The sequence below is a fragment of the Mycobacterium colombiense genome, from assembly GCF_003284975.1.
Classification (GTDB): Bacteria; Actinomycetota; Actinomycetes; order Mycobacteriales; family Mycobacteriaceae; genus Mycobacterium; species Mycobacterium europaeum_A.
In genome coordinates, this window is record NZ_QMEU01000076.1 from 1 (window position 1) to 21,668 (window position 21,668).

Sequence of the window (21,668 nt, forward strand, 5' to 3'; positions counted from 1 at the left end):
CGAGCTGATCCGGCGGGCCAGCTGCGAGGGCGCCTGGTCGCCCTGCGACGGGGGCCCGGGCATGCACCAGACGAAGACGCCGGTCTCGATCTCGATCGTGCGCGGCAGGTATCGCCGGCGCTCGTCACCGTCGCCCAGCGGCAACACCGCCGGCGCGGTGCGCAGCCGATGCCAGCTGGCCGCGAAGCCCGGATGCAGCGGCAGGTCGGCCACCTCGTTTTCGGCGACCCAGCGCATCTCGGCGCTTTCCCGGTTGGGCACGGTGTGCAGCAACTCGTCGGCATCGGCGATCACGGTGGTGTAGCTCCACTGCGTGCCCGCGATACCGGCGACCTCGGCCGTGACCACCGTGGCGCGCACCGTCAGCCGCTCGCCGAGCAGCCCGGCCTCCTCGTTCGCTTCGCGGACCGCGGTCTCCTCGGGCGTTTCGTGGCTGTCCCGGGCGCCGCCCGGCAGCCCCCAGGTGCCACCCTGATGACTCCACACGGCGCGATGCTGCAGCAGCACCGCGGGCGTACCGTCGGACCGCGGAGCCCGCAGCAGCAAACCCGCCGCGCCGTACCGGCCCCAGTAATGGGCGCCGCTGTCGGAGATCACCCACCCGTCACCGTCGCCCTGCACCGATTCAGGATATGCAGACTTGGTTGGGGCGTCGCCAATTGCGTCTGCCTCCACCCATCCACCCGAACATGCTCTTAGACTTCGCTTATAGAGGTCCGTGCAGCGAAATCGAGTGGCCGAGAGATGAGGGCTGATCAAACGTGACGGTTGAGCTGGCACACCCGTCGACCGAGCCACAGGGGTCGCGGTCGCCGGCCGAACCGGCTCATCCCCGCTGGTGGTTCATCTCCACGACGCCGGGGCGCATCTTGACCATCGGCATCGTGCTGGCCGCGCTCGGCGGCATCAGCGCCTTCGCGACGTCGACCACCATCAACCACCGGCAGCAGGTGCTGACCACGGTGCTCAACCACACCGAGCCGCTGTCGTTCGCCGCCGGGCGGCTCTACACCACCCTCTCGGTGGCCGACGCCGCGGCGGCGACGGCGTTCATCGCCGAGGCGGAACCGCAGCCGGTGCGCCAGCGCTACGAGCAGGCCATCACCGACGCGTCCGTCGCCGTGACCCGGGCCTCGAGCGGGCTCACCGACGAACCGCTGGTGCAGCTGCTGGGCCGGATCAACGCCGAGCTGGCCGTCTACACCGGCCTGATAGAAATCGCCCGGACCAACAACCGGGAGGGCAATCCCGTCGGCTCCTCGTACCTGTCGGAGGCATCGGGCCTGATGCAGTCGACCATCCTGCCCGACGCGGCGCGGCTCTATCAGGCGACGTCGGAGCGGGTGGACGCCGAAACCACCGCGTCGACGCAGATCCCGGCCCCGGTGATCACGGTGGTCGGCGCCACCGTGATCTTCGGCGCGTTCTCGCACCGCTGGCTGGCGCGGCGCACCCGGCGCCGAATCAACCCGGGCCTGGTGGTGGGCGCACTCGCTATTCTCGTCATGGTGGTTTGGGTTGGAACTGCGCTGACCATTTCTACGACGGCCAGTCGTAGCGCGAAGGACACTGCCGCGGAATCCCTCAAGACCGTCACCAACGTCGCGATCACCGCCCAGCAGGCGCGCGCCGACGAAACCCTGTCGCTGATCCGCCGCGGCGACGAGGAGAAACGCAAGCAGTCGTTCTACCAGCGCATCGATTCCATGCACCGCCAGCTCGACCAATACATGTCCCGCAGTGACGCCGTGGACAAGCCGGACCTCGAAGGCGCCGACCAGCTGCTGCTGCGCTGGCGGCAGGCCAACGACCGGATCACCTCCTACATCTCGGTGGGTAACTACCGGGCCGCCACACAGGTGGCGCTGGGCAGCAGCGAGGAAGACTCCACTCCGGCGTTCGACAAGCTGGAAGACGAGCTGGTCAAGGCCATGGATCAGGGCCGCATCACGCTGCGCAACGACGTCATCAACGCGCGCAGCGGACTGTCCGGCGCCCAGGTGGGGGGCGTGGTGCTCAGCCTCGGCGCCGCCATCGCGGTGGCGCTGGGCCTGTGGCCGAGGCTGAAAGAGTATCGATAATGGTCCGGCTGCGGATGCTTCGCCGGTCGTGCGCCGTGGCCGCCGCGGTGGTGGTGCTGGCGGGTTGCGGACACACGGAATCGTTGCGGGTGGCCAGCGTGCCGACGTTGCCGCCGCCGACACCGGTCGGCATGGAGCAGCTGCCGCCCCAGCCCCCGCTGCCGCCCGACGGCCCGCACCAGAACTGTGACCTGACCGCCAGCCTGCGGCCCTTCCCCACCAAGGCGGAGGCCGACGCCGCGGTCGCCGACATCCGCGCCCGCGGCCGGCTGATCGTCGGGCTCGACATCGGCAGCAACCTGTTCAGCTTCCGCGACCCGATCACCGGCGAGATCACCGGTTTCGACGTCGACATCGCCGGCGAGATCGCGCGCGACATCTTCGGGGCGCCCTCGCACGTCGAGTACCGGATCCTGTCGTCGGACGAGCGGGTCACCGCGCTGCAGAACTCCGAGGTCGACGTCGTGGTCAAGACCATGACCATCACCTGCGACCGGCGCAAGCTGGTGAACTTCTCGACCGTCTACCTCGACGCTAACCAGCGCATCCTGGCCCCGCGCGACTCGTCGATCGTCAAGGTCTCCGACCTGTCAGGCAAGCGCGTCTGCGTCGCCAAGGGCACGACGTCGCTGCACCGCATCCAGCAGATCGATCCGCCGCCGATCGTGGTGTCGGTGGTCAACTGGGCCGACTGCCTGGTGGCGATGCAGCAGCGCGAGATCGACGCGGTCAGCACGGATGACTCGATCCTGGCCGGGCTGGTCGAAGAGGATCCGTATCTGCACATCGTGGGGCCCAACATGGCCACCCAGCCCTATGGCATCGGGGTCAACCTGAACAACACCGGACTGGTGCGGTTCGTCAACGGAACCCTGGAACGGATCCGCCGGGACGGTACGTGGAACACGTTGTACCGCAAGTGGTTGACGGTGCTGGGTCCCGCGCCGGCGCCGCCCACGCCGAGGTATCTGGACTGATGGCCGAGCCGGACAAGCAAACCGAGCAGCCGGAATCCGGCGCGGAAGACGTGGCGGACGCGGCCCCGGGCACCCAGCCGGCCGACGTCGCGACCGGCGCGGCGACCGGGCGGCTGCAGGCCACCCAGGCGCTGTTCCGTCCCGATTTCGACGACGACGATGACGATGACTTTCCGCACATCTCGCTGGGTGCACTGGACACCGATCCGCAGGACCGCTTGACGGTCGCGACGCGATCGCTGCCCGCGGTCCGCCAGCTCGGCGGCGGCCTGGTCGAGATCCCGCGCGGACGCGACATCGACCCGCTCGAAGCCTTGATGACCAATCCGGTGGTGCCGGAATCCAAGCGCTTCTGCTGGAACTGCGGAAAGCCGGTGGGCCGGTCCAGCAAGAAAGCCAAGGGCACGTCGGAGGGCTGGTGCCCGTCCTGCGGCAGCCCGTATTCCTTTCTGCCGCAACTCAATCCCGGCGACATCGTCGCGGGCCAGTACGAGGTCAAGGGCTGCATCGCCCACGGCGGTCTGGGTTGGGTCTATCTGGCGGTCGACCACAACGTCAACGACCGGCCGGTGGTGCTCAAGGGCCTGGTGCACTCCGGCGACGCGGAGGCCCAGGCGATCGCCATGGCCGAACGACAGTTCCTCGCCGAGGTGGTCCACCCGCAGATCGTGCAGATCTTCAACTTCGTCGAGCACAAGGATCAGCACAACAATCCGGTCGGCCTCATCGTCATGGAGTACGTCGGTGGGCAGCCGCTCAAGCACGGCAAGGGTGAGAAGCTGCCCGTCGCCGAGGCCGTCGCCTACCTGCTGGAGATCCTGCCCGCGCTGAGCTATCTGCACTCCATCGGCCTGGTCTACAACGACCTGAAGCCGGAGAACATCATGCGCACCGAGGAGCAGCTCAAGCTGATCGACCTGGGCGCGGTGTCGCGGATCAATTCGTTCGGATACCTCTACGGCACACCGGGTTTCCAGGCGCCCGAGATCGTGCGGACCGGGCCGACGGTGGCCACCGACATCTACACGGTGGGCCGCACGCTGGCCGCGCTGACGCTGAATCTGCAGACGCGCAACGGCCGCTACGTCGACGGCCTGCCCGAGGACGACCCGGTGTTGACCACCTACGACTCCTTCCGCCGGTTGTTGCGCCGTGCCACCGACCCCGACCCGCGGCGCCGCTTCTGTAGCACCGAGGAGATGTCAGCCCAGTTGATGGGCGTGCTGCGCGAGGTGGTCGCCCGCGACACCGGGATCCCACGGCCCGGCCTGTCGACGATCTTTTCCCCCAGCCGCTCGACGTTCGGGGTGGACCTGCTGGTCGCACACACCGACGTGTACCTGGACGGCCAGGTCCACTCGGAGAAGTTGACCGCCCGCGAAATCGTTACGGCACTGCAGGTTCCGCTGGTCGATCCGACGGACGTCGCCGCCCCGGTCCTGCAGGCGACCGTGTTGTCCCAGCCGGTGCAGACGCTCGATTCGTTGCGCGCGGCCCGGCACGGCACGCTGGACGCCGACGGCGTCGAGGTGTCCGAGTCGGTGGAGCTGCCGCTGATGGAGGTCCGCGCGCTGCTGGACCTCGGCGACGTGGCCAAGGCCACCCGCAAGCTCGACGACCTGGCCGAGCGGGTCGGCTGGCAATGGCGACTGGTGTGGTACAAGGCCGTCGCCGAGCTGCTCACCGGCGACTACGATTCGGCCACAACACATTTCACCGAGGTGCTGGACACCTTCCCCGGCGAGCTGGCGCCCAAGCTGGCGCTGGCCGCCACCGCCGAGCTGGCCGGCGACGTCGACGACCACAGGTTCTACGAGACGGTGTGGAAGACCAACGACGGGGTGATCTCGGCGGCGTTCGGGTTGGCCAGAACGCTGTCCGCCGAAGGGGATCGGGCCGCCGCGGTGCGGACGCTGGACGAGGTGCCCGCCACCTCCCGGCACTTCACCACCGCCCGGCTGACCAGCGCGGTGACCCTGCTGTCCGGCCGCACCAAGAGCGAGATCACCGAGGAGGACATCCGCGACGCGGCCCGGCGGGTGGAGGCGCTGCCGCCCACCGAGCCCCGCGTGCTGCAGATCCGCGCCTTGGTGCTCGGTTGCGCGATGGACTGGCTGGAGGACAACAAGGCCAGCACCAACCACATCCTGGGCTTCCCGTTCACCGAGCACGGGCTGCGGCTCGGCGTCGAGGCGGCGCTGCGCAACCTGGCCCGCGTCGCCCCCACCCAGCGGCACCGCTACGCGCTGGTGGACATGGCGAACCGGGTGCGCCCCACCAGCACGTTCTAGGGGTTCGCGTTGGGCGCGGCTCGGGCCAGTTTGCGCTCGGCTTTGCGCGCGGCTTTCGACCCGCTTCCCGTCGAGTGTGAATCGTGGGCCTCGAGTGTTAACCCTGGGCGGCGACACGCCGACAAATCACACCATGGATTCACACTGAATGTCGGTATTTCACAGTCGATTTCGTCAACGCGCCACGCACCCGGCGGATGATCGCGGCGGGCCGGTCCTCCGCGACGACCCGGACGACGATCCAGCCCAGCCGCTCCAGCGTTTCGATCCGGCGAATGTCCTTGACGTACTGGCGTCGATCGGTGCGGTGTTGGTCGCCGTCGTATTCGACGCCGACCATGGCGTCCGGCCAGCCCAGGTCCAGGTAGGCGATCGGCAGGGCGTCGGCACCCAGCACCGGGATCTGGGTCTGCGGCCGGGGCAGTCCCGCGTCGATGAGCAGCAGCCGCAGGTAGCTTTCCCGGGGCGACTGTGCGCCCGCGTCGACAAGCTCGAGCGCGGCCTCTAACGCCCGCAGCCCGGGCGAGCGGGGGTGCGCCGTCGCGACCCGCAGCACGTCGTCGACCTTGAAACCCGTTGCGCGCGCGAGCGCGTCGAGCCGCACAACGGCGGACCGCACCGAGCCCCGCCGCCCGATGTCGAAGGCGGTTCGCTCCGGGGTGGTGACGGGCAGACCGTCCTGGCGCTGAGTCTCACCGGCATACAGCGTTTCCCGATGCGTCAAAACCCCGTTCGGGGGACGGGTGTTGGTATGGATCAGCTCAACCGGCACGCCGTCGGGAATCCATTCGGCGCCGTGCAGCGCCGCCGCGGCCGCCCCCGCGATGACCGCCCTGCGGCCCGACCACAGCCAGGCCGCGCGGATGCGCACCCACAGCGACGGCTCCACGTGCGCGGGCACATAGACATTCGGAAACACCGCGCGGTAGGCCACCCGCAGCTGGTGGCGGCTCAGCCTTCCCGACGCCAGCTCCTCGCTGCCGATAAACGGAGCTTGCCTCATGCCGAGAACCATCGCACGTCGAGCGCGGTCCGCGGGTGCGTCTGTGCACAGGCCCCGAGCGCACGGGTATCGGCTAGTTATCCGCCTAGCACGCTCACGCAGTCGCGGGCGATGGCCAGTTCTTCGTTGGTCGGGATCACCAGCACCGTGATCGGTGAATCGTCGGCCGAGATCTGGCGCGCCCCCTTGCCGCCGCCGAGATTACGGCGCTCGTCGAGCACGATGCCCAGTTCTTCCATGCCGGCCATCGCGTCGCGGCGCACCGCGGCGTCGTTCTCACCGATCCCGGCGGTGAAGCTGATGACGTCGGTGTGCCCCAGCACCGCCAGGTAGGCGCCGACGTACTTGCGCAACCGGTGGGTGAACACATGAAAGGCCAATTGCGCTGCCTGGTCGCCGGATTCGATCATGGTCCGCAGCCGGCGAAAGTCGCGCTCCCCGGAAAGGCCCAGCACGCCCGACCGCTGGTTGAGCATGGACTCGATGTCGTCGACGCCCATGTCGGCCGTGCGCGACAGGTAGCCGACGACGCTGGGATCGATATCTCCGCTGCGGGTGCCCATCACCAGCCCCTCCAACGGGGTGAGCCCCATCGAGGTGTCCAGCGGCCGGGAACCGGCGATCGCCGAGGCGGAGCAACCGTTACCCAGATGCAGCACAATCTGTTTCAGGTCACCGACGGGCCGCTCCAGGAAGGCGGCGGCCTGCTCGCTGACGTAGCGGTGCGACGTGCCGTGGAACCCGTATCGGCGGATCTGATACCGCTGCGCGAGGTCGCGGTCGATCGCGTAGGTGGCCGCCGCCGGCGGCAGGTCGTGGAAGAATCCGGTGTCGAACACCGCGATGTGGGCGATGTCGGGCAGCAGTTTGCGCGCGACCTCGATCCCCGTGAGCGCGGGCGGATTGTGCAGCGGGGCCAACTCCGACAGCTCGTGCAGCCGGCCTATCACCGCGTCGTCCAGCAGCGTGGGCTGATAAAAAGTGTTGCCGCCGTGCACCACTCGGTGCCCCACTGCGACTATGCCGCTCGCCTTCAGGTCGATGCCGTCGTCGGCCAACGCGTCGAACGCGCGGCGCAGGGCGGCGTCATGATCGGGGACCGACGACGATTCCTCTCCGATCCGCTCCACCAGGCCCGTCGCCCGGGCGGCGCCCGAATCCGGTTCGACCACTTGGTATTTCAACGACGACGAGCCGGAGTTGATCACCAGTACCAGGCGGGAGCCACTCGTTTCCGTCACGGCCGCCCCTGCGCCTGGATCGCGGTGATGGCCACGGTGTTGACGATATCTTCGACCAGCGCGCCCCGCGACAGGTCGTTCACCGGCTTGCGCAGGCCCTGCAGCACCGGCCCGATGGCGAGCGCGCCGGCGCTGCGCTGCACCGCTTTGTAGGTGTTGTTGCCGGTGTTGAGGTCGGGGAAGATCAGGACCGTGGCCCGACCGGCCACCGGCGAGTCCCGCAATTTGGTGGCCGCGACCGACGGTTCGATCGCGGCGTCGTATTGGATGGGCCCCTCCACCAGCAGGTCGGGGTCGCGTTTGCGCACCAATTCCGTTGCCGTCCTGACCTTGTCGACGTCCGCACCGGTGCCGGAGTCGCCGGTCGAGTAGGACAGCATCGCCACCCGCGGTTCGATGCCGAACTGCGCGGCGGTGCGCGCCGAGGAGATGGCGATGTCGGCCAGCTGCTCCGGCGTCGGGTTCGGGATGATCGCGCAGTCACCATAGGCCAACACCCGATCCGGCAGGCACATCAGGAAGATGCTGGACACCGTCGAGACGTCCGGGACCGTCTTGATGATCTCGAATGCCGGCCGAACGGTGTGCGCCGTGGTGTGCGCGGCGCCGGACACCATGCCGTCGACATGAGAGTTCTGCACCAACATGGTGCCGAAATACGTGGTGTCGCGCATGGCCTCGCGCGCCTGCTCGACGGTCACACCCTTCGCCTTGCGCAACTGCGCGTACTGGTCGGCGAACTCGTCGCGCAGCGGGCTGCTGCGCGGATCGATCACGGTCGCGTCGCCCAGCTCCACCCCGAGTTCTCCTGCACGCTGCCGGATTTGGGCTTCGTCACCCAGGATGGTCAGGTCGGCGACGCGGCGCTGCAGCACCCGGCCCGCCGACTGCAGGATGCGGTCGTCGTCGCCTTCAGGTAGCACTATGTGCTTGCGGTCCGCGCGTGCCTGCAGCGTCAGCTGGTGAATGAACATCTGCGGCGTGACCACGGTGGGAATCGGAATAGCAAGCTGGGCAAGCAGATCGGGGACGTCGACGTGGCTGTCCATCAGCTCCAGCGCGGTGTCGATCTTGCGCTGCGAGGCCGCGGTGACCCGGCCCCGGGCCGAGGCCGCCGCGCTGGCGGTGTCGTAGGTGCCCAGCGCGGTGGCGACGATGGGCAGGCGCAGCCGAAGCCCGGCGACCAGGTCGGCGATGGACGGATGAAGCTGAAAACCGCCGTTGAGCACGATGCACGATAGCGACGGAAAGCCTTCGGCCGCATGGGCACTGGCCACAGCGAGTACAACGTCCGAGCGGTCGCCGGGGGTGATGACCGCCATGCCGTCGCGCAGCCGTTCCAGGACGTGGTCGGCGGTCATCCCGGCGACCAGCACGCCGGTGACCTCGCGGTCGCGCAGTGACTCTTCGCCGCTGACCGGCGCCCCACCGACCGCCTTTTCCAGCTCGGCCACCGTCGGCGCGGACAGCAGCGGCGCGTCGGGCAGCACGTAGCTGCGCTGGGCGAATTTGCGCAGGGCCTGCGCGACCTCGGTCAGCTCGGCCGGCTCGCAGCGGTTAGCCACCACGGCGGCGGTGTGGGCGTGCTGGGCGTCCAGCTCGGCCAGGCAGACCTCGACGACGCTGGCGACCTCGGCGGCCGTGCGCCCCTTGCCGCTGACCGTCAGCAACAGCGGCGCACCGAGATTGACCGCGATGCGCGCGTTGGTCGAAAGCTCCGCGGGCCGCGTCACGTCGGTGTAGTCGCTGCCGACGATCACCACCACGTCGCACGCCTCGGCCACCGCGTGGTAGGCGTCGACGATGGCGGCGATGGCCGCGTCACCGTCGGCGTGCAACTGCGCATAGGTGACGCCGACGCATTGCTCATACGTCAGACCCGCGGTGGTCCGCGACAGCAGCAGTTCCAGGATGTAGTCGCGGTCCTCGCCGCCGTCGGAGCGCGTAATCGGGCGGAACACACCGACTTTGGCGACCGTGGCGGTCAACCGGTGCAGCAGCCCCAGCGCGATCGTCGACTTGCCGGTCTCCGGCTCGGGGGCCGCGATATAAATCGCTGTCACTGGACGGAAACGGCGCCGTAGACCGCTTAGGCCAGCCGCCGCAACCGCGGCGCCAGGTCCTTCTCGAAGAGCTCCAGGAACCGGCGCTGGTCATGCCCGGGCGCGTGGAACACCAGGTGGTTGAGGCCCCATTTCACGTACTGGCCGACCTTTTCGACCGCCTCGTCGGGATCCGACGCCACGATCCAGCGCTTGGCCACCTGCTCGATGGGCAGCTCGTCGGCGGCCTTCTCCATCTCCAGCGGGTCGTGAATGCTGGTCTTCTGCTCGGCCGTCAGCGACAGCGGCGCCCAGAACCGGGTGTTCTCCAGCGCCTTGTCCGGGTCGGTGTCGTAGGAGATCTTGATCTCGATCATCCGGTCGATGTCGTCGGGATTCTTGCCTGCCGCCTCCGCGCCCTCCTTCATGGCGGGCATCAGCTTGTCCTTATACAGCTCCTCGCCCTTGCCGGAGGTGCAGATGAAGCCGTCGCCGGCGCGGCCCGCGTACTTGGCCACCTGCGGACCGCCCGCGGCGATGTAGATCGGGATACCGCCCTCGGGCACGTCATAGATGGAGGCGCCCTTGGTGTGGTAGTACTCGCCCTCGAAGTCCACCCGGTCGCCCAGCCACAGCTCGCGCATCAGCCGCACCGATTCGCGCAGCCGGGCATAGCGTTCCTTGAACTCCGGCCACTCGCCCTCGTATCCGGTGGCGATCTCGTTGAGCGACTCACCGGTGCCGACGCCCAGGAAAATGCGATCCGGGTACAAGCACCCCATCGTGGCGAACGCCTGCGCGATGACGGCGGGGTTGTAGCGGAAGGTCGGGGTGAGCACCGAGGTGCCCAGCACCAGCCTCTTGGTGCGCTCACCGACGGCGGTCATCCAGGCCAGCGAGAAGGGGGCGTGTCCGCCCTCGTGCCGCCACGGCTGGAAGTGGTCACTGACGGTTGCGCTGTCCATGCCGTGCCCCTCGGCGGCGACAGCGAGTTCGACGAGCTCGCGGGGTGCAAATTGTTCAGCGGACGCTTTGTATCCGAGTTTCAGTTCAGCCACGAGTCTTTTCTACTCCTGTGCCGATGGTCGCGACTGGCTGGCTTCTACACTCGCGGCCATGGGATCGGTGCCAACCCTCGTCCAAGTGACCGACACGGTGTACCTCGCTCGGGGCGAGGCCGTTAACTGGACGCTGGTCGTCGATGGCACCGGCGTGCTGCTGATCGACGCCGGATATCCCGGCGATCGCGAGGACGTGCTGTCGTCGCTGCGGGAGCTGAGCTACGGCCCCGGTGACGTGCGGGCCGTCCTGCTCACGCATGCCCACATCGACCACCTGGGTTCGGCGATCTGGCTCGCCAACGAATACGGCACCGCCGTGTACTGCCACGCCGAGGAAGTGGGCCACGCCAAACGCGAATACCTGGAACAGGCATCGGTTTTCGATGTGGCCCTGCGCATTTGGCGGCCGCGCTGGGCGGCGTGGGGCCTGCACGTGTTGCGCAGCGGCGGCCTGATCCGCGACGGCATCCCGTCGGCCCGGCCGCTGACCGCCGAGGTGGCCGCCGGGCTGCCGGGGCACCCGCGGCCGGTGTTCACCCCCGGCCACACCAGCGGGCACTGCTCATACGTGGTAGACGGGGTGCTGGTCAGCGGCGACGCGCTGATCACCGGGCACCCACTGCTGCGCCGGGGTGGGCCGCAGCTGCTGCCCGCGGTGTTCAGCCACAGCCAGCAGAACTCGCTGCGCAGCCTGGACGCGCTGGCCCTGCTGGACACCGAGGTGCTGTTGCCCGGGCACGGCGACGTGTGGCGCGGCCCGATCCGGGAAGCGACCGCGCGCGCCATCTCGCTGGCTCAGTAGTGGAGAGGTGGCGAAACCGGCTGTGAATTCACGGCGTTGAGCGTGAATCCTTGGTCTTCAGCGTGAAGCTACGGCGGGTGTTGTCGGCGTGTCGCCGCCAAGGATTCACACTGAAAGCCGACGATTCACACTCGACCGGCGAAGGCGAGGACGGCTGCAGGCGCCGACCTCAACTGAGCCACTTCTCGAACGCGATCGGAATGAACGGGCCCCACGACGGCAGCGGATCCGGTGTTATCCGGGTGTACCCCGTCGCGTCATAGAGCGCCTCGGCCTCGGGCTGCCGGTTCCCGGTGATCAGGTAGAGCCGCCGATACCCACGCGCCAGGGTTTCGGCCTCCAGCGCCGCCAGCAGCGCCCTGGCGTAACCGCGGCGCCGGTGCGTGGCGTCGGTCCAAATCCGCTTGAGCTCGGCGGTCTCGGCGTCGTACCGGCGAAACGCACCGCCGGTCACCGGCTCGCCGTCCACCACGCCGATCAGCAGTCCGCCATCCGGTGGCGCCAACTCGGCCGCCGGCACGGGCAGCCAGGTCAGGTGGGTGCTCGGCGTCCCGCCGTACCGTTGGGCATACTCGACGGCCAGTTCGGCCAGCAGCGGTTGCGCCAGCGGGTCGTCGTGAGTGGCCGACACGAACCGCAGTCGGCCGTGGGGCGTAATCGATTCCGGCATCACCAAGGCTCAAACGCGTGTCGCGGTGACGTATTCCGGGATGAACTCCGAGTCGCCGGCTCCGGTGCGTCGCCGCCTGCCCAGGCCCAGCGCACCCAGCAGTTCGGTGAGACCGCGCCCGGCCGTCTCCCAGCCATTGCACGCCAAATACTCTGGCACGTAATGGTATTCGCCCGGATAGGTCAGGCTGGCCAGGTCGACATCCAGACCGCGCTGTCGCCAGCCGTCGACGAATGCGCGCTCGGCCCCGAGCTGCAACGGATTCCAGGTGGGCATGTGATCGGCGGTGAACCGACTACCGGCGGCGCTCGAGGCGGTGACGGCGTCGAGCACATGGTTCTGCTCGTCGGGCGGCAGGTAGCCGACCAGCAGCTGCTCGGCGACCCAGACCGTGGGCTGGGCGGCGTCGAACCCGACCCGGCGCAGCGCCGCCGGCCAATCCTGGCGCAGCTCGATGCCGACCGCACAGCGGTGGGTGGCCAGTTCGGCGTCCAGCCCGCGCAGCACCTCGGCTTTGAAGTCGAGCACGTGGGGCCGATCGATCTCGTAGACCGTGGTGCCCCTGGGCCACCACAGCCGGTACGGCCGGGTGTCGAGGCCCGACGCCAGGATGACCACCTGCCGAATGCCCGCCCGGGCGGCGTCGGCCAGGAACTCGTCCACGAAACGCGTGTGCGCGGCCAGCGCGTCCATCAGCGCCGTCATGGCCGGGTCGTCTCCCTCGTCGGCCGCGAACAGGTGGTCCTTGATCGCGCGGGTGAGGTAATCGATCCCGACGGCGCGCAACAGCGGCTCGGCGAAGGGATCGTTCAGCAGGCCCTGGTGCGTGGCCACCGCCCGCGCGGCCGCGCCGAAGGTTGCGGTCACCGCCACGTCAACCGTCTGCGCCATGGTCGCCTCAGACGCCGGAGCGGCGCCGCAGCGCCAGCCCGGCGGCCACTCGCCAGCCCACCAACAACAGCGCGGTCACCGTCGTCGCCACCACCACGAAACTCGCCGCCACGCCCGCGGAGGTCGCCTTGCGCAACAGCATGCCGACGGCCACCGTGGACAACCACACGACGACCCCGGTCGGCGCCACCGCGGTGGGCCGCCGCCACGCGCGGGAGACGAGCCATCCGACGACCGTGCCGGTGAGAAACGGCCACGCCGTCACGGCGATGCCGGTGATGTTGAGACCCTCGTCGTGGCTGCGGCGCCCCACGGCGCAGAACACCAGCACGCCGATGACATCCACCGCGAGCCAGGCCGGCCGCTGGAGCCTAAGCATGCAGCGAGACTACCGGGACGCTCCTTGACGATGGCAGGCTGATGAGATGAGCACCAAGACGCCACCCGCCTTCGACCGCGACGACCCGCTCGGCCTCGACGCCTCGCTATCCAGCGACGAGCTCGCGGTGCGCGACACCGTCCGGGAGTTCTGCGCCGAGCACGTCCTGCCGCACATCGCGGAGTGGTTCGAAATCGGCGACCTGCCGGTCCGCGAACTGGCCAAGGGGTTCGGTCAGCTCGGGCTGCTGGGCATGCACCTGGAAGGGTACGGCTGCGGCGGCGCTTCGGCCGTGCACTACGGGCTGGCGTGCGTGGAGCTGGAGGCCGCCGACTCCGGCCTACGCTCGATGGTCTCGGTGCAGGGTTCGCTGGCCATGTTCGCGATCTGGAATTTCGGGTCCGAGGAGCAGAAGCAGGAATGGCTGCCCGGCATGGCCACCGGTGAGCTGCTCGGCTGCTTCGGACTGACCGAACCCGACGTCGGCTCCGATCCCGCCGCGATGAAAACCCGGGCGCGTCAAGACGGTTCGGACTGGGTGCTCAACGGCCGCAAGCTGTGGATCACCAACGGCTCGGTAGCCGACGTCGCGGTGGTGTGGGCCGCCACCGACGACGGGATTCGCGGCTTCATCGTGCCCACCAAGACGCCAGGGTTCTCCGCCAACACGATTCACCACAAGCTGTCGCTGCGGGCCTCGATCACCAGCGAGCTGGTGCTCGACGACGTGCGGGTGCCCGCCGCCGCGATGCTGCCCGAGGCCAAGGGACTGCGCGGGCCGCTGTCCTGTTTGTCCGAGGCCCGCTACGGAATCGTCTGGGGCTCCATGGGGGCGGCCCGATCGGCCTGGCAGGCCGCGCTGGACTACTCGACACAACGCACTCAGTTCGGTCGTCCCATCGCCGGCTTCCAGCTGACCCAGGCCAAGCTCGCCGACATGGCCGTCGAGCTGCACAAGGGTCAACTGCTGTCGCTGCACCTGGGCCGGCTCAAGGACAGCGTCGGGCTGCGTCCCGAGCAGGTCAGCTTCGGCAAGCTCAATAACACCCGTGAGGCGATCAAGATCTGCCGGACCGCGCGAACCATACTGGGCGGCAACGGGATATCACTGGAATACCCGGTCATCCGGCACATGGTCAACCTGGAATCGGTGCTGACGTACGAGGGCACGCCGGAGATGCATCAGCTCGTCCTCGGGCAGGCGTTCACCGGCAGCGACGCCTTCCGCTGACAGAGGAGCACAATGGCCGCACGCTTGCAGTACACGTCCGAGCATTACCAGTTCCGGGATCTGGTGCGCGATTTCGTGCAACATACGGTCGTGCCCAATCACGAGGATTGGGAACGGGACGGCCAATGGGATCGCTCTCTGTTCATCGAAGCCGGAAAACTTGGCCTGCTGGGCTTTTCGGTGCCCGAGCGGCTCGGCGGCCCCGGCGTGTGCGACTTCCGCTACAACGCGATCGTGATCGACGAGCTGCAGCGCGCGGGTGCGGCCGCCGAGGCCATCGCCTTCACCCTGCAAAACGACGTGGTGCTGCCCTATCTCACCGACCTGACCACCCCGGAACAGCAACAGCGCTGGCTGCCCGGCGTGGTCACCGGCGAGACGGTGCTTGCCATCGCGATGACCGAACCCGGCGCCGGCAGCGATCTGGCCGGAATCCGCACGACGGCGGTGCCAGACGGTGACGACTACGTCGTCAACGGCGCCAAGACGTTCATCTCCAACGGACAGATCGGCGACCTCTTCGTCATCGCGGTGCGCACCTCGCCGGACCGCCATCACGGGCTGTCGCTGCTGGTCGTCGACCCCGCCACGCCCGGCTTCTCCCGCGGGCGCAACCTGGAGAAGATCGGCCTGCACGCCCAGGACACCAGCGAGCTCACTTTCACCGACATGCGGGTGCCGAAAGCCAATCTGCTTGAGGACGAGGGCAAGGGCTTCTACCAGCTGATGAAGAACCTGCCCCAGGAGCGGCTCGCGCTCGGGGTGGGCGCGGTGGCCGCGGCCGAAGGCATCCTGGCCGAAACTCTCGACTACGTGCGTGACCGCACGGCGTTCGGCTCACCGATCGCCGGATTCCAGAACAGCCAATTCGTGCTCGCCGAGCTGGCGACCGAAATCGACATCGCCCGTACCTATCTCGACGACTGCTTGGCCGAGCACCTGGAGGGCGAGCTGACCGCCGCCCGCGCCGCCCGGCTGAAGTGGTGGACCACCGATCTACAGGTGCGCACCGCCGACCGCTGCCTGCAGCTGCACGGCGGCTACGGCTACATGCGCGAATACAGCGTGGCGCGCGCCTTCGTCGATGCCCGCATTCAGACCATCTACGGCGGCACCAACGAGATCATGAAGACGATCATCGCCAAGGACCTGGGCATCTGATGGCCCTGAACGATGCACCACCGATGCCGCTGGGCAGATAACGAGAAGGAGTTTCAGGTATGCGGATCTCAGCCATCGCGGCGTGCGCGCTGGCCGTGGGCGCTTGGGCAGCACCGGCCAGCGCCGTCGCCGACCCCACCGGCACCCTGCCGCCCATGACGTCCACCGGCGCCGGCCCGATCATCGGCGGAGGGGGAAACGCATCACAGATGTCGCAGCAACTCAAGAGCCTGAACGATCCGGCAGTCCAAGAGGCCGACGGCTCGGATGCGACCCAATTCATCGGTGCCGCAGCGAGTATCGCGAATCGCGACCTCGCCTCGCCATTCATGGCGTTGCAGCGAGCGTTGAGCTGCCAGCAGAACAATGCCGGATTCGGGGCGCGCGCTTACCGGCGCAATGACGGGTTGTGGGGCGGTGCGATGCTGGTCATTCCCAAAAGCGCCTACCCCGACACCGCTGCGATGAAGGCCTGTGCGATGACCAACTGGCGCAGGCCTTCGGCGGGCAGCACCACCTCGATGTGCAACAGCGGCTGGTCCTATCCCCCGCAGCAGTTCAACAACAAGGGTGGCGACTACTCCGTCATGCTCGCGGGCACCACGTCCGACTTCTGTGCCAAGCTCAACGCGAACTACAGCGGCACCGCGTCGCCCTGGCCGTGATCTCGGGGCGCTCGCCGAACCCGCCGCCCACTTCTGCAGCGACCTCAACGCCAAGTACAAGACCGACGCCAACGCGTGGCCGTTCTAGGCCGACGCGGGTGCCGGGCCAGGCGGTGAAACCAATTGTCGGCTCGACGGTTTCGCCGCGACCGGACGCCGTCGGTTTGGGCGCGCTTTTGAATTCATATCCGGTGTGCGCACACCGGCCCCGAACAGCGGTTGAATAGCGCCCCAATATAACCTCGCCGGGATGGCGGCGCAGGATATTTTCATTTCTCACCGACGCCGGATTTTGCCGAAATTCCATTGCCGGCAAGGCGGCCGCATACCACCCGTGACGCCGAATCATCCGTCTGACGAATCGTGCCGCAATATTCGCGAAATCCCTTAGCTCCGAGCGGTTGACCGCGTAAACTCGCCCGCGTCGGGCATCAGACAATCGTCTCCCAGACGAAGGGGGTTCTTATGTCACGTCGTACCGGCAAAATCGTCCTCGCCTTGGTCCTCGCTTTCGCAGCACCGATGACCTCGGCTTGTACGGTTCCGCTAGTTATCGACTGCGGACCCGGTTTGACCTGCACCGGATAGCAGCTCAGTAACCGAAAAGCCACAAAGCGATTTGTGGCTTTTCGTTCGCATAACACTTCGCATAGCGAAGACCAACGGGTGACCGGCCGGGGCCGCGACACGGGTCGCTGACTCGGTGCGACTCCGGCCGGGATCCCTCACCACACAATTCATTTCGGGTAGGTGCGCGGGGCCTTGCCGCGCGTCGACACCCGGGCGTTCTCCAGAACCGTTGTATTGCACCGTTTTTGGCCCTACGGCGCCCGACGGTCAGGTGTGGTTGTCGCGCGCGGCGCTCCCGTTGCTTTGGATGCTCGCCTTTCTGCGGGGTGGCGTCGTACGGTGGACATGCCCTGGGAAGATCGACACCCAGGCCCACGCAGAAGGGACAGGCATGTCGCGCCATCGTGTCGTCATCATCGGAAGCGGCTTCGGCGGACTGTCCGCGGCCAAGGCGCTCAAGCGCGCCGACGTCGACATCACCGTGGTCTCGAAGACCACCACGCATCTTTTTCAGCCGCTGCTGTATCAGGTGGCCACCGGCATCCTGTCGGAGGGCGACATCGCGCCGACCACCAGGCTGATCCTGCGCCGCCAGCGCAACGTCCGGGTGCTGTGGGGCGAAGTCTCGGCCATCGACCTCACCGCGAAGACCGTCAAATCCCACCTGATGGGCATGGAAACCGTGACGCCCTACGACAGCCTGATCGTGGCCGCCGGCGCACAGCAGTCCTACTTCGGCCACGACGAGTACGCCGCCTTCGCGCCCGGGATGAAGAGCATCGACGACGCCCTGGAGTTGCGCGGCCGCATCCTGGGCGCCTTCGAGGCGGCCGAGGTCGCCACGGATCCGGCCGAGCGCAAACGCCGCCTGACCTTCGTGGTGGTCGGGGCCGGGCCCACCGGGGTGGAACTGGCGGGCGAGATCGTGCAGCTGGCCGAGCGCACCCTGGCCGGGGCCTTCCGGACCATCACCCCCAGCGAATGCCGCGTCATCCTGTTAGACGCGGCGCCCGCGGTGCTGCCGCCGATGGGGCCGAAACTCGGCCTCAAGGCGCAACGCCGGCTGGAGAAGATGGATGTCGAGGTGCAGCTGAACGCGATGGTGACAGCGGTCGACTACATGGGCATCACGGTCAAGGAGGAGGACGGCGGCGAGCGCCGCATCGAATGCGCATGCAAGGTGTGGGCGGCGGGGGTGCAGGCCAGCTCACTGGGCGCGATGCTCGCCGAGCAGTCCAGCGGAACCGAAACCGACCGCGCCGGAAGGGTGATCGTCGAACCCGACCTCACCGTCAAAGGCCACCCGTATGTCTTTGTCGTCGGCGACCTGATGTCGGTCCCGGGCGTCCCCGGTATGGCGCAGGGCGCGATCCAGGGTGCCAAATACGCGGCGGCCGTCATCAAGCGCGCGGTCAAGGGCGACGACGACCCGGCCGAACGCAAGCCGTTCAAGTACGTCAACAAGGGCAGCATGGCGCTGATCTCGCGCTACAGCGCCGTCGCGCAGGTCGGCAAGGTGGAGTTCGCCGGATTCGTCGCCTGGCTGGCGTGGCTGGTGCTGCACCTGTACTACCTGATCGGCCACCGCAACCGCCTCGCCGCCATGTTCGCCTGGGGCATCTCGTTCCTCGGCCGCACCCGCGGCCAGATGGCCATCACCAGCCAGATGATTTACGCCCGCCCAGTGGTGGATTGGCTGGAGCGGCAAGCGCAGGACGGGACGCTGGCGGCCGCCGAGCACGTCGACTCCGCCGAAAAACAGGCCGGCTAACTCAACGCCCGATCGATGTCGGCGATCAAATCGTCGGTGCCCTCCAGCCCGACGGAGATGCGCACCACGCCGTCGCCGAGTCCGATCGCCGCGCGGCCCTCCGGGCCCATCGCCCGGTGCGTGGTCGTCGCCGGATGCGTCACAAGGGATTTGGCGTCACCGAGGTTGTTCGAGATGTCGATCAGCGCCAGCTTGTCCAGCACCTCGAACGCCCGCTGTTTGGCCACGCTGTCCGGGCAGTCCAGCGCGAAGGTGATCACCGTTCCCCCGCCGGACATCTGGCGCTTCGCCAAGTCGTATTGCGGGTGCGAGGACAGATACGGGTAGCGCACCCAACTCACGGCCGGATGGCTCTCCAGGAATTCGGCGATCCGCAACGCGGACGAATTGCTGTGCTCCACCCGGACCGCCAGCGTCTCAAGCCCTTTCACCAACACCCAGGCGTTGAACGCGCTCATCGCCGGGCCGGTGTGCCGCATCAGCTTCTGCACCGGGCCGTCGATGTACTCCTTGTCGCCCAGGATGGCCCCGCCGAGCACCCGACCCTGACCGTCGATGTGCTTGGTGCCGGAATACACCACCACGTCGACGCCGAGCGGAATGCCCTGCTGCAGAAGCGGTGTGGCAAAAACGTTGTCCAACACCACCTTTGCGCCCGCGGCATGAGCAAGCTCGCACACCGCGGTGATATCCACCAGTGACTGCATCGGATTCGAGGGCGTCTCGAAGAACACCGCCGTGGTGGGCACCGACAATGCCTGCTCCCACTGCGCCAGGTCGTCACCGTCGACGAAGACGGTTTCGACCCCCCACCGCGGCAGGATCTCGTTGCACACCACGAAACAGGAACCGAACAGGCTGCGCGATGCCACCAACCGGTCCCCCGCCCCGAGCAACGCCCCCAGCGAGGTGAACACCGCCGCCATGCCGCTCGCGGTGGCGAAGGCCGCGGGCGCCCCTTCCAACAGGCGCAGCCGCTCCTCGAACATCGTCACGGTCGGGTTGCCGTAGCGCGAGTAGACGAAGTGATCCACCTCCCCGGTGAACGACTGCTCCGCCACCGCCGCCGACTCGTAGACATAGCCCGACGTCAGATACATCGCCTCGGCGGTCTCGTCGAAGCCCGAACGCAACAGGCCGCCGCGCACGCCGATGGTCGCCTGGCTGACTCCGTCGGGTAGCGCCGCGGGCGTGCGAATGGAGTCGTCGTCGGCCGGGGTCATCGCCGTTTCAGCCCTGTTCAACCTTGCTTCCAGGGCAATCCGATGGCCCGCCAACCGGTTTCGCCCCGGTGACCGTTGGCGTCGAGTTGGCCCTCGAAACCGTCGAGGATGTTGTAGGCCGGTGTGATGCCCAGCTCGGTGGCCACCTCGGCGGCGCCGATGGAGCGGTTTCCCGAGCGACACAGGAAGAGCACCGGGCGCTCCGCGTCGGCCTGCGACGGCGCAACCTGCTCGCGCAGTTGCTCGGCGAAATTCTCGTTGCGCCGTCCGTCGGACGAATTCCACTCCAGGAACAACACCTCGCGGCCGAGGCTGGACAGATCGGGCACACCGACGAATCGCCATTCGGCGTCGGTGCGCACGTCGACCAGCACGGCGTTGGGGTTGTCGCTGAGCAGCTTCCATGCCTCTAGGGGCGTGATGTCGCCCGCGTAGGAGTGTGCGCGCTCTGTGCTCATGCTCGTATCCCTCGTTCTTCGTACGCGTTGTCAGCCACACTATCCGCGCCCGGGCGCCCAAGCCCCGGCCGGATTCCCCCGGACCCACAGCGATTACCTGACCTGAGATGGTATCGAGGCCTTCGCGGTAGCCGCTTGGCGGCGGTGGATTCGCGGGAAGTACCGGCCCGGCTCAGGCGGGTGACTGCGGCGCGGCCAGCCGGCGGGCGACCTGGCCGGCGCGCTCCCGCGCGGCCGTCACCTCGGGCGCGGTGGCCAGGGCCCGGTAGCCGCGTCCGAGGACACGCAGGTCGCTTTCGGGCACATTCAGCGCGCCCCTGAGCGCGGCGGGGTCATGGGAGTCGACCGGCTCGATCGCGCGAGTGGCGGCCGGCGACACCATCATGGTGTCCACCGGCAGGCCCAAGACGGTGCGGGCCTGCAGTTCGAACGCGGACAGGCGCTGGCTGCGCAGCGTCACCCAGGCGCTGTCGGTCGGGTATGCGGTGACGTCGACGAAGTACACCTCGTCGCCGTTGATCATCAGTTCGACCGCGAAGACGCCGCGGCCGCCCAGCGCCTTGACGATCCGCGCGGCGATCGACCTCGCGGCGTCCGTCGCCGCAGCGCTCAACTTCTGCGGCTGCCAGGATTCCAGCACCTGCCCGCCGGAGCCGCGATGACCGATGGGCGAACAGAATTCGATCGACGGGCCCGCCGGGCCTTCGCTGCGCACCGCCAGCAGCGTCACGTAGAACTCCACCTCGACCACGGTTTCGGCCAGCACCCGGGGCTGGCCGGGGCCCGCATGACCGCCCGCCGCCCGCTGCCAGGCCGGGCCGAGGTCCTCGCTGCCCGCCGCCACCGACTGGCCCGACCCACCGGGCCCGGCCACCGGCTTAACCAACAGCGGATATCCCGCGTGCGCGCCCACCGCCTCGAGTTCGCCCAACGACCCGACGAACCAGAACGGCGCGGTGGGCAGCCCCAGCTCGTCGGCGGCCAACCGGCGCAGGCCCTCGCGGTCCGCGCTGAGCCGCACGGCGCGAGCGCTGGGCACCAGCACGGTGTGCTCGGCACCGGATCCGGTGGCGAGCCGGTCGAGGGCCTCGGCGGCGACGGTGTCGGTCGCGGTCACCACGAAGTCGGGTTGCAGCCGTTGCAGCGCCGCG

At 68.2% G+C, this 21,668-nt stretch carries 19 protein-coding genes; 8 read left to right on the forward strand and 11 right to left on the reverse strand.

Annotated features, from left to right (window positions below; all coding sequences use genetic code 11):
- On the reverse strand, positions 1-621 hold a 621-nt coding region (locus DQP58_RS19595; protein ID WP_133259402.1), incomplete at its 3' end, for an NUDIX hydrolase.
- A 140-nt stretch (positions 622-761) separates the two neighbouring features.
- Here DQP58_RS19595 and glnX point away from each other — a divergent pair.
- Genes glnX through DQP58_RS19610 form a run of 3 tightly spaced genes read left to right on the forward strand, consistent with a single transcriptional unit; the run spans position 762 to position 5,349 of the window.
- A complete protein-coding gene (glnX, locus tag DQP58_RS19600; RefSeq protein WP_112709898.1) occupies positions 762-2,081 on the forward strand; it encodes a protein kinase G-activating protein GlnX in 1,320 nt (439 codons plus the stop codon).
- A complete protein-coding gene (locus DQP58_RS19605) occupies positions 2,081-3,058 on the forward strand; it encodes a glutamate ABC transporter substrate-binding protein (RefSeq protein WP_112709899.1) in 978 nt (325 codons plus the stop codon). Before glnX ends, DQP58_RS19605 begins: the two co-directional genes overlap by 1 nt.
- Positions 3,058-5,349 (forward strand): serine/threonine-protein kinase PknG, encoded by a 2,292-nt coding sequence (locus tag DQP58_RS19610; protein ID WP_112709900.1) that lies wholly within the window; start codon positions 3,058-3,060, stop codon positions 5,347-5,349. The genes DQP58_RS19605 and DQP58_RS19610 overlap by 1 nt, the downstream gene beginning before the upstream one ends.
- Before the next feature lie 139 nt (positions 5,350-5,488).
- Here the strand turns inward: DQP58_RS19610 and DQP58_RS19615 are convergent, their stop codons facing one another.
- From DQP58_RS19615 to fgd, 4 genes are all read right to left on the reverse strand, one after another.
- The gene (locus tag DQP58_RS19615; protein ID WP_112709914.1) at positions 5,489-6,352 is read right to left on the reverse strand and encodes an endonuclease domain-containing protein; all 864 of its coding nucleotides are present in this window, start codon (positions 6,350-6,352) and stop codon (positions 5,489-5,491) included.
- Positions 6,353-6,429: 77 nt separating this feature from the next.
- A complete protein-coding gene (locus DQP58_RS19620; protein WP_112709901.1) occupies positions 6,430-7,593 on the reverse strand; it encodes an acetate kinase in 1,164 nt (387 codons plus the stop codon).
- Positions 7,590-9,656, reverse strand: coding sequence for a phosphate acetyltransferase (gene pta, locus DQP58_RS19625; RefSeq protein WP_112709902.1), 2,067 nt, complete (start codon positions 9,654-9,656; stop codon positions 7,590-7,592). Before pta ends, DQP58_RS19620 begins: the two co-directional genes overlap by 4 nt.
- Positions 9,657-9,682: 26 nt before the next feature.
- Positions 9,683-10,693: a glucose-6-phosphate dehydrogenase (coenzyme-F420) gene (gene fgd, locus DQP58_RS19630; RefSeq protein ID WP_007768513.1), complete on the reverse strand. Its 1,011-nt coding sequence runs from the start codon at positions 10,691-10,693 to the stop codon at positions 9,683-9,685.
- Between the two features lie 67 nt (positions 10,694-10,760).
- On the opposite strand from fgd, the gene DQP58_RS19635 reads away from it, so the two are divergent.
- Positions 10,761-11,498 carry an MBL fold metallo-hydrolase gene (locus DQP58_RS19635; RefSeq protein WP_205869481.1) on the forward strand — a complete coding sequence of 246 codons (738 nt, stop codon included), beginning with the start codon at positions 10,761-10,763 and terminating at the stop codon, positions 11,496-11,498.
- Positions 11,499-11,667: 169 nt separating this feature from the next.
- Here DQP58_RS19635 and DQP58_RS19640 read toward each other — a convergent pair whose 3' ends face one another.
- Genes DQP58_RS19640 through DQP58_RS19650 form a run of 3 tightly spaced genes read right to left on the reverse strand, consistent with a single transcriptional unit; the run spans position 11,668 to position 13,438 of the window.
- Entirely contained in the window at positions 11,668-12,171 is a 504-nt protein-coding gene (locus DQP58_RS19640) for a GNAT family N-acetyltransferase (RefSeq protein ID WP_112709904.1), read from the reverse strand.
- Positions 12,172-12,177: 6 nt separating this feature from the next.
- On the reverse strand, positions 12,178-13,059 hold the full coding sequence (locus tag DQP58_RS19645; protein ID WP_112709905.1) for an SAM-dependent methyltransferase: 882 nt from the start codon (positions 13,057-13,059) through the stop codon (positions 12,178-12,180).
- Between the two features lie 7 nt (positions 13,060-13,066).
- Positions 13,067-13,438, reverse strand: a complete 372-nt coding sequence (locus tag DQP58_RS19650; RefSeq protein ID WP_112709906.1) for a DUF3054 domain-containing protein — start codon at positions 13,436-13,438, stop codon at positions 13,067-13,069.
- Positions 13,439-13,484: 46 nt separating this feature from the next.
- Between DQP58_RS19650 and DQP58_RS19655 the strand changes: the two genes are divergently transcribed.
- The 4 genes from DQP58_RS19655 to DQP58_RS19670 all read left to right on the forward strand — a co-directional run bounded on the left by DQP58_RS19655 (position 13,485) and on the right by DQP58_RS19670 (position 18,836).
- Positions 13,485-14,669, forward strand: a complete 1,185-nt coding sequence (locus tag DQP58_RS19655; protein ID WP_112709907.1) for an acyl-CoA dehydrogenase family protein — start codon at positions 13,485-13,487, stop codon at positions 14,667-14,669.
- A 12-nt stretch (positions 14,670-14,681) separates the two neighbouring features.
- Positions 14,682-15,830 carry an acyl-CoA dehydrogenase family protein gene (locus DQP58_RS19660; RefSeq protein ID WP_112709908.1) on the forward strand — a complete coding sequence of 383 codons (1,149 nt, stop codon included), beginning with the start codon at positions 14,682-14,684 and terminating at the stop codon, positions 15,828-15,830.
- Between the two features lie 59 nt (positions 15,831-15,889).
- Positions 15,890-16,495: a hypothetical protein gene (locus DQP58_RS19665; protein WP_112709909.1), complete on the forward strand. Its 606-nt coding sequence runs from the start codon at positions 15,890-15,892 to the stop codon at positions 16,493-16,495.
- A gap of 961 nt (positions 16,496-17,456) precedes the next feature.
- Positions 17,457-18,836, forward strand: a complete 1,380-nt coding sequence (locus DQP58_RS19670) for an NAD(P)/FAD-dependent oxidoreductase (protein ID WP_112709910.1) — start codon at positions 17,457-17,459, stop codon at positions 18,834-18,836.
- Here the strand turns inward: DQP58_RS19670 and DQP58_RS19675 are convergent.
- From DQP58_RS19675 to DQP58_RS19685, 3 genes are all read right to left on the reverse strand, one after another.
- Complete coding sequence (locus DQP58_RS19675) at positions 18,833-20,059, reverse strand: O-succinylhomoserine sulfhydrylase (RefSeq protein ID WP_112709911.1); 1,227 nt, start codon at positions 20,057-20,059, stop codon at positions 18,833-18,835. The genes DQP58_RS19670 and DQP58_RS19675 overlap by 4 nt on opposite strands.
- Before the next feature lie 17 nt (positions 20,060-20,076).
- Complete coding sequence (locus DQP58_RS19680; protein WP_112709912.1) at positions 20,077-20,517, reverse strand: rhodanese-like domain-containing protein; 441 nt, start codon at positions 20,515-20,517, stop codon at positions 20,077-20,079.
- A 172-nt stretch (positions 20,518-20,689) separates the two neighbouring features.
- Positions 20,690-21,668 (reverse strand): ATP-grasp domain-containing protein (locus DQP58_RS19685; protein WP_112709913.1); only part of this gene is annotated, 979 nt, incomplete at its 5' end.